At 73.5% G+C, this 12,529-nt stretch carries 13 protein-coding genes and 4 tRNA genes; 7 read left to right on the top strand and 10 right to left on the bottom strand.

Translation table 11 applies throughout. The annotated features are described in order from the left end of the window. Positions 1–37: 37 nt before the first annotated feature. Positions 38–904 carry a helix-turn-helix transcriptional regulator gene (locus ACYVJ0_RS10695; protein WP_460817753.1) on the bottom strand — a complete coding sequence of 289 codons (867 nt, stop codon included), beginning with the start codon at positions 902–904 and terminating at the stop codon, positions 38–40. A 102-nt stretch (positions 905–1,006) separates the two neighbouring features. Here ACYVJ0_RS10695 and ACYVJ0_RS10690 point away from each other — a divergent pair, with 102 nt between their 5' ends. After that, on the top strand, positions 1,007–1,768 hold the full coding sequence (locus ACYVJ0_RS10690) for an SDR family oxidoreductase (RefSeq protein WP_460817751.1): 762 nt from the start codon (positions 1,007–1,009) through the stop codon (positions 1,766–1,768). A gap of 5 nt (positions 1,769–1,773) precedes the next feature. Here ACYVJ0_RS10690 and ACYVJ0_RS10685 read toward each other — a convergent pair whose 3' ends face one another. After that, a complete protein-coding gene (locus ACYVJ0_RS10685; protein ID WP_460817750.1) occupies positions 1,774–2,160 on the bottom strand; it encodes an ankyrin repeat domain-containing protein in 387 nt (128 codons plus the stop codon). A 188-nt stretch (positions 2,161–2,348) separates the two neighbouring features. Here ACYVJ0_RS10685 and ACYVJ0_RS10680 point away from each other — a divergent pair, with 188 nt between their 5' ends. The 6 genes from ACYVJ0_RS10680 to ACYVJ0_RS10655 all read left to right on the top strand — a co-directional run bounded on the left by ACYVJ0_RS10680 (position 2,349) and on the right by ACYVJ0_RS10655 (position 7,391). Further along, positions 2,349–3,491 (top strand): type III polyketide synthase, encoded by a 1,143-nt coding sequence (locus ACYVJ0_RS10680; RefSeq protein ID WP_460817748.1) that lies wholly within the window; start codon positions 2,349–2,351, stop codon positions 3,489–3,491. A gap of 1 nt (position 3,492) precedes the next feature. After that, positions 3,493–4,206 carry a methyltransferase domain-containing protein gene (locus ACYVJ0_RS10675; protein ID WP_460817747.1) on the top strand — a complete coding sequence of 238 codons (714 nt, stop codon included), beginning with the start codon at positions 3,493–3,495 and terminating at the stop codon, positions 4,204–4,206. Then, positions 4,203–5,327, top strand: coding sequence for an FAD-dependent oxidoreductase (locus ACYVJ0_RS10670; protein ID WP_460817745.1), 1,125 nt, complete (start codon positions 4,203–4,205; stop codon positions 5,325–5,327). The genes ACYVJ0_RS10675 and ACYVJ0_RS10670 overlap by 4 nt, the downstream gene beginning before the upstream one ends. A gap of 125 nt (positions 5,328–5,452) precedes the next feature. Beyond that, positions 5,453–5,674, top strand: a complete 222-nt coding sequence (locus ACYVJ0_RS10665) for a hypothetical protein (RefSeq protein WP_460817743.1) — start codon at positions 5,453–5,455, stop codon at positions 5,672–5,674. After that, complete coding sequence (locus tag ACYVJ0_RS10660; RefSeq protein ID WP_460817742.1) at positions 5,667–6,803, top strand: baeRF2 domain-containing protein; 1,137 nt, start codon at positions 5,667–5,669, stop codon at positions 6,801–6,803. The genes ACYVJ0_RS10665 and ACYVJ0_RS10660 overlap by 8 nt, the downstream gene beginning before the upstream one ends. Before the next feature lie 105 nt (positions 6,804–6,908). Next, positions 6,909–7,391 (top strand): DUF4383 domain-containing protein, encoded by a 483-nt coding sequence (locus tag ACYVJ0_RS10655; protein WP_460817741.1) that lies wholly within the window; start codon positions 6,909–6,911, stop codon positions 7,389–7,391. A gap of 84 nt (positions 7,392–7,475) precedes the next feature. Here the strand turns inward: ACYVJ0_RS10655 and ACYVJ0_RS10650 are convergent. From ACYVJ0_RS10650 to ACYVJ0_RS10615, 8 genes are all read right to left on the bottom strand, one after another. Then, positions 7,476–7,547 (bottom strand) — tRNA-Val (locus ACYVJ0_RS10650). Positions 7,548–7,572: 25 nt separating this feature from the next. Further along, positions 7,573–7,643 (bottom strand) — tRNA-Cys (locus ACYVJ0_RS10645). A 58-nt stretch (positions 7,644–7,701) separates the two neighbouring features. After that, positions 7,702–7,774: transfer RNA gene (locus ACYVJ0_RS10640), tRNA-Gly, on the bottom strand. Between the two features lie 159 nt (positions 7,775–7,933). Further along, positions 7,934–8,007: transfer RNA gene (locus ACYVJ0_RS10635), tRNA-Val, on the bottom strand. 106 nt (positions 8,008–8,113) lie between these two features. Then, a complete protein-coding gene (locus ACYVJ0_RS10630; protein ID WP_460817739.1) occupies positions 8,114–8,671 on the bottom strand; it encodes a type II toxin-antitoxin system PemK/MazF family toxin in 558 nt (185 codons plus the stop codon). Between the two features lie 128 nt (positions 8,672–8,799). Beyond that, positions 8,800–10,041, bottom strand: coding sequence for an ammonium transporter (locus ACYVJ0_RS10625; protein ID WP_449854168.1), 1,242 nt, complete (start codon positions 10,039–10,041; stop codon positions 8,800–8,802). Between the two features lie 191 nt (positions 10,042–10,232). Then, positions 10,233–11,258 (bottom strand): cell division protein ZapE, encoded by a 1,026-nt coding sequence (gene zapE / locus ACYVJ0_RS10620; protein WP_460817738.1) that lies wholly within the window; start codon positions 11,256–11,258, stop codon positions 10,233–10,235. A 54-nt stretch (positions 11,259–11,312) separates the two neighbouring features. Continuing rightward, a complete protein-coding gene (locus tag ACYVJ0_RS10615) occupies positions 11,313–12,515 on the bottom strand; it encodes an alpha/beta hydrolase (RefSeq protein WP_449854166.1) in 1,203 nt (400 codons plus the stop codon). Positions 12,516–12,529 lie beyond the last annotated feature (14 nt).

The following is a 12,529-nucleotide window of genomic DNA, read 5'->3' as shown; positions in this document are numbered from 1 at the left end:
CGGGGAACAGATCGAATCCGGTGCTCACCCGTCAATCCTACGGCGCGGCGGGGGTCGCGCCCGGCGCGCCCGCGAAGCGCTCCTGGCCCAGCACGGCGAGCAGGCGCAGCTTCTCCCACGCCTCGGTGCGCGGCGGCGCCGTGAGCACGAGGAGCGTCTGCGACTGGTCCTCGGTGAACAGCGCCTGGCAGTCCACATCGATCGGCCCCAGCTCGGGATGCACGAGCGTCTTGTGGTCCTCGAAGCGGCGCGCCACCTCGTGCCGTTCCCACAGGCCCGCGAACTCGGCGCTCGCGGCGCGCAGCACGCGCACGAGCTCGCCCGCCCGCGAGCGCGCACCCCCGAGCCCGTACGCCGCGCGCAGATTGGCCACGAGCGCGCGCGACTGCCGCTCGCGGTCGTCCTCGGGATACAGGGCGCGCGAGGCCGGATCGGCGAACCAGCGGTGGATGTCGCTGCGGTCCCAGCCCGTGCGCGCGGTGTGATCGCCGAACAGCGCGACCGCCGGGCGGTTGGCGACGAGCGTCTCGCCCAGGCTCGTCAGGATGAGCGCGGGGGTGTCGTCGAGCCGGTCGAGCACGCGCATCAGGCCGGGCGCGACATGCCCGGCGTCGCCGCGCCGGTCGGGCGCCGCGTGCCCGGCCAGGCGGAAGACGTAGTCGCGCTCGTCGGCCGTGAGCCGCAGCGTGCGCGCGAGCGCCTGCAGCATCTGGGTGCTGGGCTGCGGACCCCTGGCCTGCTCGAGGCGCGTGTAGTAGTCGACCGACATGCCCGTCAGCTGCGCCACCTCCTCGCGCCGCAGCCCGGCCGCGCGGCGGCGGGCGCCGGGCGGCAGACCGAGGTCGTCCGGCTGCAGCTGCCCGCGACGGCGGCGCAGGAAGTCGGCGAGCTCGGTGCGTTCCATCCGTCCATCATGCGCGCCGCGGGCGTCGCGAGCCAGGGATCGCCGATCCCCCGATCCGCGGGTCTCTCCCGCCCCTCGCCCGGCGGGCGCACGCTGGACGGCATGGACATCACACGAGACACCGTCTTCATCCCCGGCGCCACGAGCGGCATCGGGCTCGCCCTCGCGCGCCGCCTGCAGGACCGCGGCAGCACCGTGATCATCGGCGGCCGGCGGCAGGAGCTGCTCGACCGCCTCGCCGCCGAGCACGGCTTCGGCGCCGTGCGGATCGACACCACCGACCCCGACAGCATCCGGGCCGCGTCGGCCGAGGTCATCGCCCGCTGGCCCGAGGTGAACGCCGTCGTCCTCATGGCGGGCATCATGGTCCCCGAGGATTGGCGCACCCCGGCGTTCCTCGACACGGCCGAGCGCATCGTCGAGACGAACGTCCTCGGCCCCATCCGCCTCATCGCCGCGTTCATCGAGCACCTGCGCTCCCGCCCCGCCGCCACGATCGTCACCGTCTCGAGCGGCCTGGCCTCCGTGCCGCTGCGGCCCACGCCCACCTACAACGCGAGCAAGGCGTTCGTGCACATGCTGAGCGAGTCGATCCGCCTCCAGCTGGAGGGCACGGGCGTGGCGGTCACCGAGGTCGTGCCGCCCTCGGTGCAGACCGATTTCATGCCCGGCCAGGCCGAGAACCCGCTCGCGATGCCGCTCGGCGAGTTCGCCGACGAGGTGCTCTCGCTGCTCGAGACGCAGCCCGAGGCGCACGAGATCCTCGTCGAGCGCGTGAAGTTCCTGCGGTTCGCCGAGGTGCGCGGCGAGTACGACCAGGTGGTCGAGGCGATCAACGCCACCGATCCGCACGCCCGCGACTGAGCGGGTCAGCCGGGCAGCTGGCGGCCGAACATGTCGGCCGTGGCGCGGGCGCTCGGCGTGCCGGCGTCGAGGTCGGCGCCGGTCGCGGCGAGCGCGGCGGTGACCTCGTCGTGGCCCTTGAACACCGCGCCCGCCACGGGAGACTGGCCGCGGTCGTTCAGGCGGTTCACGTCGGCGCCGCGGGCGATGAGCCCCTCGACGAGGGCGAGGTGCCCGTTGTACGCCGCGAGCATGAGGAGCGTGTCGCCGGCCGCATTGGTGAGGTCGGCGCTCACGCCCTCGTCGATGTAGCCGAGCAGGCGCTCGTCGCCCTCGCGCGCGAGGTCGAAGAGGCGGTTCGCGAACTCGATCACGTCGTCGGGCAGCTCGTCGTCGCGCGTCGCGTCGCTCATCTCGTCCTCCGCTCGCCTCGCGCCGACCGGTGTGGCGGCGCGTCCCTTCAGGGTAACGAGATCGGCGCCCCGCCGCGGGCTCATCAGTGGATCGCGGGCGGCACGTGGGCGCGACGCCCGCCAACCAGGTCGGCCGCCGGGATGCAAGCCCCTGCCGACCCCGCCGGCCCCTCACTACGCTCGCGGGCATGACCGTGACGCTCCAGGGACTGTCCACCGTCGTGCCCCCGACCGTGCTCGTCCAGGACGAGGTGCGCGACGTCTTCGCCGCGCAACCGGGACTGAGCCGGCTCGGCAGCCGGATCGTGTCCACCGCCTTCCGGGAATCGGGGATCGAGACGCGGCACACGGTGCTCGAGGAGCTGAGCAGGCGCCCCCGGGAGGACGGCGAGGCGCCGGTGTTCTTCGACCAGGCCTCCGGCGAGCTGCTGCTGCCGGGCACCCGCGCCCGCAACGACGTCTACGCGGCGCACGCGAGCCGCCTCTACGTCGACGCCGGCCGGGCGGCGCTGGAGTCCGCCGGGCTCGAGGCCGATCGCGTCACCCACGTCATCACCGTCTCGTGCACGGGCTTCTACGCGCCGGGGCCCGACTTCCAGGTCGCCCGGGAGCTCGGCATGCGCCCCGGCGTGCAGCGCTACCACCTGGGCTTCATGGGCTGCTACGCGGCCATGCCGGGCCTGCGGCTGGCGGCGCAGCTGTGCAAGGCCGATCCCCGGGCGGTCGTGCTCGTCATCAGCGTGGAGCTGTGCACGCTGCACCTGCGCGCGTCCGACGATCCGGACACCATCGTCGCCACCTCCCTCTTCGCCGACGGGGCCGCCGCCGGCGTCGTCACGAGCTGCCCGCCCGTGCCGGGCACCCGCGTGCTGAGCCTGGATCGCTTCGCCACGCGGATCACACCGGAGGGCGAGGGCGACATGGCCTGGCGGATCGGCGACCACGGCTTCGAGATCGGCCTGTCGAACGCCGTGCCCTCGATCATCGGCGAGCACGTCATCGGCGCCGTCGAGCCCCTCTTCGCCCACGAGCGCGAGCTCGCGTCGGCGCTCGAGGCCGGCACCGCCGCGGACGCCATCGCGCACTGGGCCGTGCACCCGGGCGGGCGGAGCATCCTCGATCGCGTGGAATCGGCCCTGGGGCTGCGCGAGGATCAGCTCGCGCCGCCGCGCGCGGTGCTGCGCGAGTACGGCAACATGTCGAGCGCCACGGTCATGTTCGTGCTGCGCCGCGTGCTCGACTCCCCCGCCGCCGACGGCGACCGCGTGGCCGCCATGGCGTTCGGCCCCGGCCTCACGGTCGAGTCCGCGCTGCTCACCGTGCGGGGCTGAGATGCCGGCCTTCCTCGCCGAGCGCGACGCGGAGGCCCGCGAGCTCATGGACGATCCTGCCTGCGACCTCCGCGCCCTCGAGCGCACCTACCGTCGCTTCCCGCTCGTCAACGCGGTCGTCTCCGGCCAGCGCGCCATCTACCGGCGGTGGATCCGGCCGCGGCTGCCTCGGGATCGCCCCTGCCGGGTGCTGGACGTCGGCACGGGAGGGGCCGACCTGCCGCGCCGCCTGCTGCGCTGGGCGCGGCGCGACGGCCGCGAGGTGCGCGTCGTCGCGATCGATCCCGATCCGCGCGCCATCGACTACGCCCGTCGTCGCGCCGCCGCGCCGGGCCTCGAGCTGCGCGCCGCGTCCACGCGCGATCTGCGCGTGGCGGGCGAGCGGTTCGACGTCGTCGTGTCGAACCACGTGCTGCACCACCTCAGCGACCACGAGGTCGAGGGGCTCCTCGACGACACCGTGGCGCTCGTGGCCCCCGGCGGCATCGCGGTGCACGCCGACATCGAGCGCTCGCGGTTCGCCTACGCCGCCTTCGCCGCCGCCACCTGGCCGCTGCAGGCGGGCCCGCTGCGCGGCACCTACATCCGCCCGGACGGGCTCACCTCGATCCGCCGCAGCCGCACGGCCGACGAGGCCGCCGCGCTGGCGCCCCGGGGATGGCGCGTGCGGCGCGGGTTCCCCTCGCGGTGGGAGCTCGTGTGGGGCGCGACGTGAGCCGCTCCGCCGACGTCGCCGTCGTCGGAGCCGGGCCCGTCGGCCTGCTGCTCGCGTGCCTGCTCGCGCGCGACGGCGTGGACGTCGCCGTCTGCGAGCGCCGAGAGCGCCCGGCGGGGCTGCCGCGCGCGATCGGTGTGCATCCGCCGGGGCTGGCCGCCCTCGACGGCGCCGGTGTGGGGCGTGCCGTGCGCGCGGAGGCCGCACCGATCCGCCGCGGGCTGGCGCTGTGCGGTGAGCGCGAACTCGGCCGGCTGCGGTTCGAGGGACGGCCCGTGCTCTCGCTGCCGCAGGACCGCACCGAGGCGCTGCTCGAGGAGCGGCTGGCCGCGTTGGCTCCCGGGGCGCTGCGGCGCGGCCGGGCCGTGACGGCGCTGCGGCAGTCGGCCCGCGACGTCCGACTCGACCTCGCCGGATCCGATCCGCTCGCGGCCCGCTACGTCGTCGCCGCCGACGGCGTGCGCAGCCCGGTGCGCGACATGCTGGGCATCGCCACCCGGCCCCGCGGCGGCGCGGCCGACTACGTGATGGCCGACGCCTACGGGTGGCGCGGGGCGGCCGAGGACGAGGCCGTCATCCTCCTGGAGCCCGAGGGCGTGGTCGAGTCGTTCCCCCTGCCCGGCGGGCTGCGCCGCTGGGTGATCCGGGTGCCGCGCGCCGCCGCCCCCGACGACGCCGAGGCGTTCGCCGCGCTCCTGAGTCGGCGCGTCGGCGTGCGCGTGGCGGAGCGCCGCCTCAGCGCGCCCAGCCCGTTCACGGCGCGGCAGCGGGTGAGCGAGCGGCTCGCTCTCGGTCGCGTGGCGCTCGTCGGCGACGCGGCCCACGAGGTCAGCCCGATCGGCGGGCAGGGCATGAACCTCGGCTGGGTGGGTGCCGTCGACCTCGCCGCGACCCTCCTCGACGCCCTCGAGCGGGGCGCGCCGCCGGCGCCGTTCCTCGGCTACGAGGCGCGGCGACGACGCGCGGCCGGCGTCGCCATGCGGCGCGCGGCCTTCAACATGGCCATGGGCGCCCCGGTCAGCGGCACGCGCCGGCTCGCCCGGGACGCGGCCGTCCGCGTTCTGGCCCGGCCGCCGGCGCGCACCGCGCTCGCGCGGGCGTTCACGATGCAGGGCATCTGACCCGACCGCCACCGCCTCCCCGTTCGCGCCGACACGCCTAGCGACCGCCCCTCGGGCCGTCAACCCGATCGCTCCCGCTGCCGTCCCCGACCTAGCGTCGAGGGACACCGACGAAGGGAGACGACATGAGCGACGCCCAGCGTGGCAACACGACGCACGGTCCCCGGGTCGACGAGCAGCTCGAGCAGGAGACGCGCGGCATGGTGCAGGGCCACGGCAGCCCGCACGCCGAGCCGTTCCGCGAGAGCGAGCCGCTGCCCGACGACACCGACGACCCGGAGGTGGAGCGGGCCTTCCGCGGCGACGACGCCGGCGAGCGCGGCGACGAGGCGGCGGCCGATGACTGACGGCGTCGACCTCGCCGCGCTGCTGGCCCAGGAGGGGCCGTGGACGTACGCCTACATCGAGGGCCGCGGCGACGAGCCGCAGCCGACCGAGCGTTGCCGCCGGCGCACCGTGACGGATCGGCTCGCCGAGTGCGCCGCGCCGCTTCGTGATGTCGAGGCGATCCAGGAGGCGCTCGACGAGGACGGGGGGCTTCCCAGCCCCTCGGTGCGCTACCTGCTGGCGCGGGACGGACGAATCGAGGCGGACGAGCGGTTCCTGGGGCCCCGCCTCGGGCCGGAGCTCATCGGGCACGGCCCCGTGCCGTGCGTGCTGCCGCTGCTGCGCCATCGCGCCGCCGATCTGCGCTACCTCGTCGTCGAGACGGGCCGCGAGGGCGCGCAGGTGCGGGTGGAGCGCGCGGGCAGGGCGCGGATCGAGGCGTCGGAGGACGTCGAAGGCCGCACCGACAGCCTGCCCAAGGTGCAGGCCGGCGGCTGGTCGCACCTGCGGTACCAGCAGCACTCCGAGGAGATCTGGGCCCAGACCCAGGGCGAGGTGGCCGAGGCCGTCGAGCGCCTGGCGCGCGAGCATGCGCCGCGGTTCGTCGTGATCGCGGGCGATGTGCGGGCGCGGCAGCTGCTGCGCGACCAGCTCGGACCCGCGCTGGCCGGCCGCGTGGTCGAGGTCGACGCCCACGCGCGGGCGGCGGGCGCCGACGGCGGGGCGCGCGACACCGCCATCGCCGAGGCCATCGACCGCGCGCTGCGCGCGGATCTGGACGCGGTCGTCGACCGGGCATCGGCCGGCGGCGGCGCCTCGGGCGCCCGCGGCACTGCCGACGTGATCGCGGCCCTGCAGCAGGCGCGGGTCGACACGCTGCTGCTCGATGCCCGGATGCTCGACGCGACCGAGACGCTCGACGCCCTCGACGGCCCGCCGTGGGTGGCAGACGGCGAGGCGGTCGGCGCCGAGCGGATCGCGCCCGTCCCCCTGGCCGAGGCGCTCGCCCGCGCGGCGCTGCTCTCGGGCGCGCGCGTGCTCGTCGTGGAGGAGAACGGTCTGCCCGACGACGCCCCGCGTCCGGAGCGCGAGACGCCGCCCCCGCTGGCCGCCCTGCGCTGGAGCGACGGCGATGCGCGCGCCGGCTGAGGCCCTGCCCGAAGCGGCCATCCGCGTCAAGGCCCTCGCCGCGCCCGCCCGGCGGTGCTTGCCTGAGCTACCGCGGATCGGCCGCGAGCGAGAGAGGACCACATCATGACCACGGCACGGAACGCAGGAACCGGGCGCTTCGCGGAGACGCCCGTGCAGAAGGTCGCCCTCGTCTACGGGATCGTCTTCCTGATCGTCGGGATCGGCGGATTCATCCCCGGTCTGACGACCGGCATGGAGACGATGCAGTTCGCCGGGCACGAGTCGGAGGCGATGCTGCTCGGGATCTTCCAGGTCTCGATCCTGCACAACATCGTCCACCTGCTCTACGGCGTCGCCGGCGTCGCCGTGGCGCGCGCCTTCGGCGCCTCCAAGCAGTACCTCATCTGGGGCGGCGCGGTGTACGCCGTGATCTGGCTGTACGGCCTGTTCGTGCCGCACGACCACGGCGCCAACTTCGTGCCCCTCAACACGGCCGACAACTGGCTGCACCTCGTGCTCGCGGTCACCATGATCGCGCTCGGCGTGCTGCTCGGCCGCTCGCACGCCTCGCGCCGGCGCGGCGGCGACGAGCACCTGGCCGTCTGAGCGATGCGGGGAGGGATCGTCCCCTCCCCGCATCCTCAGCCCCGCAACGCAGAAAACCCCCGGCGGGCCGGGGGTTTCGTTCGGTGCGCGATACTGGGATCGAACCAGTGACCTCTTCCGTGTCAGGGAAGCGCGCTACCGCTGCGCTAATCGCGCTCAAGAGAGCTGTTCAATTTTAACGAGGTGGCGACGGGATTCGAACCCGTGTAAACGGCTTTGCAGGCCGGTGCCTAGCCTCTCGGCCACGCCACCGCGGGGGATTCGAATTTACCCGCATGCCGGGCTCCTCCCGAAGGAGGCCCTGCACTCGAGCGGATGACGAGACTCGAACTCGCGACCCTCACCTTGGCAAGGTGATGCGCTACCAACTGCGCTACATCCGCGTTGTCTCCGGATCTCCCCGGCGACTCATATGACTATAGGCGATTCCCGTCGCGGCTCCAAACCGAGCCCGCATCTCGGGCGCGTCACGCTCCGTTCACCTGCGCCGCCGCAACGAGAAACCCCCCGGCCGGGTGGCCAGGGGGTTTCCAAGGTTTCGGTGGGCGATGCGGGACTCGAACCCACGACCTCTTCCGTGTGAAGGAAGCGCGCTAACCAACTGCGCCAATCGCCCGATCCGCGATGCGGAGGGGGCCCGCGAGCGGGCCGACATCGATACTACCCGATCCGCGACGCGACTCCCCACACGGGCGGATCCCGCGCGCGTCACGGCGACGCGCTCACTCCCCCGCCGACCAGCCGTAGCGCTGCTGCAGCCGCCGCGCGACGAGGGTGAAGCGCTCGAGATCGAGCGCGGCCGCCTCGCGGCGCATGCCGCCGACGTGCACGCTGTAGAGCTGGTCGAGGTCGGCCCACGACGGCCGCCCCTTCGCATCCCACGGCCCGGATCCGAGCGGCAGGAACTCCCGATCGCCGTCGTGCGAGCGGCTCGTGAGCTTGATGGCGTAGACGCGATCGGCCGTGTGAGCGCCGATCACGAGCACGGGGCGGTCCTTGCCGCGGCCGTCGCCCTCCTCGTACGGCACCCATGTCCACACGACCTCGCCGGCGTCGGGCGCGCCGTCGCGGTCCGGCGCGTAGCTCAGGCGCAGGTCGGGCACCCCGTGCGGGTTGACCTCGACGGTGTCGGTCGTCGACAGCGACGGCAGCTCCTCGGAGGTGCGGCGTCGCCGGGTGGGAGCGCGCCGCGCACCGCCCCCGCCGTCCTTGCGCAGCGCGGAGGCGAGCAGGTCGAGCGCGGCGCCGGCCAGGGCGCCGAGGATTCCGTTGCGGGCCATGCCGAGAGCCTACTGTCGCCCCCGCACCGCGGCGGCTGTCGCGTGCGCGCCGCCGCGGCGCACGCACGAGCGAGGGCGCCCCGGCCGGAACCGGGACGCCCTCGCTCGGGAATCGCTGGCGGAGGAGGTCACTTGACCTCGTACGCGTAGCCCTCCTCGCCGTGCACGACCGTGTCGACACCGGCGAGCTCGTCCTCGTTCTTGATGCGGAAGCCGATCGTCTTCTCGATCGCGAAGCCCAGGATCCAGGCGATGACGAACGAGTAGACGAGCGTGCCGACGGCGCCGATGAACTGCACCACGAGCTGCTCGAAGCCGCCGCCCGTGAACAGGCCGGTGTCGATCGCCGCGAAGCCGAGGTACAGCGTTCCGATGAGGCCGCCGACCAGGTGCACGCCGACCACGTCGAGCGAGTCGTCGTAGCCCAGCTTCCACTTGAGCTCGATCGCGAGGGCGCAGACGGCGCCGGCGATGAGGCCGAGGATGATCGCCGCGAGCGGCGTCAGGTTGGCGCACGCCGGGGTGATGGCGACGAGACCGGCGACGGCGCCCGAGGCGGCGCCGACGGAGGTGGACTTGCCGTCCTTGAACTTCTCGACTGCGATCCAGCCGATGACCGCCGCGGCCGGGGCCACGAGCGTGTTGACGATGATCAGGCCCGTGCCGACGTTGCCGTCCTCACCGAGGGGCGCGGCCGTGAGGCCGGCGTTGAAGCCGAACCAGCCGAACCACAGCACCGAGGCGCCGAGCATCACCAGCGGCACGCTGTGCGGCTTGTTGATGCCCTTCTGGAAGCCGACGCGCTTGCCGAGCACGAGCGCCAGCGCGAGGGCCGCGGCACCCGCGTTGATGTGCACCGCGGTGCCGCCCGCCCAGTCGATGACGGCGACGCCCGACTCGGGGAACATCATCTCGCCGAGGCTGTAGATCCAGCCGCCGCCCCACACCCAGGCCGCGACGGGGAAGTACACGATCGTGGCCCACAGGCCGGCGAAGAGCATCCACGACCAGAACTTTGCGCGGTCGGCGATCGCGCCCGAGATCAGGGCGACGGTGATGATGGCGAACGTCGCGCCGAACGCCGAGAGCACGAGGCCCTCGCCCGTCGTGTCGGTCGTGGCCAGCGACGCGAGGCCGAAGTCGGAGAAGGGGTTGCCGGCGAACGCCCACGGGCTGTCGACCGCGGTCATGTTGAAGCCGTACAGCACCCAGAGCACGGCGATGAGACCCAGCGCGCCGAAGCTCATCATCATCATGCTCACGACGCTCTTGGCCTTGACCAGACCGCCGTAGAAGAACGCCACACCGGGCGTCATGAAAAGCACCAGCGCCGTGGCGATCATCGTCCAGGCGAGTTGTCCGTCGCTCATGTGTTTCCTTAGTGGTTCGGGTAGCAGGACACCGGTGAGCTGAGGTCGATATGGAGCGCTCGACCGGATCGCTCCGATCCTGTCCTGCGCGATTTACCACCGGGCACCCGCGCGGGTTACGGGCCTGTTACGTCACCCGCCCGCACGTTAATTCCACGTTTCGCGCCGCCGCGCATCCGCTCCCGGATCGCTCAGGAATGCGTGGAGGCGACCAGGCGCGAGATCGCGCGCAGGTACTTCTTGCGGTACCCGCCGGCGAGCATCTCGTCGCTGAACACCTCGTGCAGCGGCACACCGGTGGCGCGGACGGGCAGCTGCGCGTCGTACACGCGGTCGACGAACGCGACGAAGCGCAGCGCCTCCGACTGATCCGTGATTCGGCGCACGCCCCGCAGCCCCACCGCGCGGATGCCGTCGATGAGCCGGATGTAGCGGGACGGGTGCACGTGCGCGAGGTGCGCGATCAGCTCGTCGAAGCCGTCGTCCGAGACGGTGCCGCCGACGGCCGCGAGGGCCGGGGCGTACTCGTCATCCCCCAGCACGCGCGCCTCGCCGTCGAGCGAGCGCTGGCGGAAGTCGACGCCGTCGATGCGGATCGTCTGGAAGCTGTCGGCCATCGCGTGGATCTCGCGCAGGAAGTCCTGCGCGGCGAAGCGGCCCTCGCCCAGCGCGTTCGGCGGGGTGTTGCTCGTGGCCGCCAGGCGCGTGCCGGTCGCGACGAGCTCGCCGAGCAGGCGCGTCATGACCATCGTGTCGCCCGGGTCGTCGAGCTCGAACTCGTCGATGCACAGCAGCGCCGAGCCGCGCAGCAGCTCGACGGTGTTCTTGTAGCCGAGTGCGCCAACGAGGGCCGTGTACTCGATGAACGATCCGAAGTACTTCCGGCGGGCGGGCACGGCGTGATAGATCGCGGCCAGCAGGTGGGTCTTGCCCACGCCGAAGCCGCCGTCCAGGTAGACGCCCGGCTTCGTCTCGGGCGCCTTCGGCTTGCGCGAGAAGAGCCCGCGCTTGGCGGGCTGGGCGCCCATCGCGAACGCCGACAGCAGCTCCTTCGCCTCCTGCTGGGAAGGGTGGTCGGCGTCGACGCGGTAGGACTCGAACGTCGCGTCGTCGAACTGCGGCGGGGGCACGAGGCTCCCGAGCATCTCCTCCCCCGTCAGCTGAGGCTGACGCTCGGCGAGGCGGACGGTGGCGATGCCGGCGGGGGCCTGGGTCATGATGCCCGAGTCTACCGGGGGCACGGCTCCCCCGGTGCGCGGGAGCCGGCGCGCTCAGTCCGTCTCAGGCGCGAGGGCGTTCGCGGCCAGCCAGTCGCGGATCGCGGTGTTCCAGCGCGCCTCGTCGTAGTTCCAGAGCTTGGTGTGGCGCGCGGTCGTGAACGGCACGAGCGTCACGATGTCGGGACGCAGCTCCGCCAGGCGCCGCGAGGCGTCCGCCGGCACGTATCCGTCGTCGTCGCTGTGCAGGATGAGGATCGGACGGTCCAGCTCCACGCCGCGGGCGACCATGTCGAGCGCATCGAAGTCGATGACCCGCCCGATCCGGTGCACGCGCGACGCGATGCCCGATTCGAGCATGCCCATCGTCGCGCTGGCGGCGAGCGGCGGCATGCCCATGGCGCGCGCCTGGAAGCGCAGCACGGTGCGCCAGTCGACGACCGGGGACTCCAGGATGAGACCGGCGATCGCGTCGTGGTGCGCCGTGTTCACGAGCGTCTGCAGCGCGATGGCTCCGCCCATCGACCAGCCCATCAGAACGATGCGCCGCGCGCCGTGCGCGAGCGCGAACTCGATCGCGGCCTCCACGTCGGGCCACTCGGTCGTCCCGAGCCCGTAGAGACCCGTGGTGCTCTTGGGGGCGACGCCGTCGTTGCGGTACGAGATCAGCAGCGACGTGATGCCCGCCTCGCGGAAAGCCGGGACGGCGCGGATCGTCTCGGCGCGCTGCGTGCCGCGGCCGTGCACGACGACCGCCCACGTCTCGCCCGTGCTCTCCTCGCCGACGCCCGCCGGCACGAGCCACGCCGGGGCGTCGCCGATCGGCGTGGTCACCTCGACCTCCCGGTACGGCACGTGCAGCTCGGCCGGGGACTCGAAGTACCAGCCGCTGAAGGCGGCGGGCCGGCCGATCGAGGCGCCGCGCCCGATGTGCGTGAGGAGCTTGCGGGTCACCGTCTCGTCGTCGCTGCGCAGCACGGCGCCGATCTTGAGGTAGTCGGTCGTCCCGCTCGTGAACAGCCCGTAGCGGCCTGGCAGCTCCGTGTCGGGCGTGCGCGAGAGCGTGATGGTCTGGGCCGCGGTGTCGACGGCGTGCACCTCGACGTCGGCCACCCGCATGGCCGGGGTCACGACGACGCGCGCCACGCGGGCGATGCGCGCGGCGACCGTGCCGATCGCGCCGGCGACCAGCCCGATGCCGGTCGCGGCGAGCAGCAGCCCGACGCCGAGGGGTGCGGCGCGCCTGGAGAGCTTCATGACCCCCTCACTCT

The organism is Microbacterium petrolearium, from assembly GCF_054782875.1.
The sequence above is the reverse complement of the archived record's forward strand: the minus strand, read 5'-3'. Positions and strand labels throughout refer to the sequence as shown.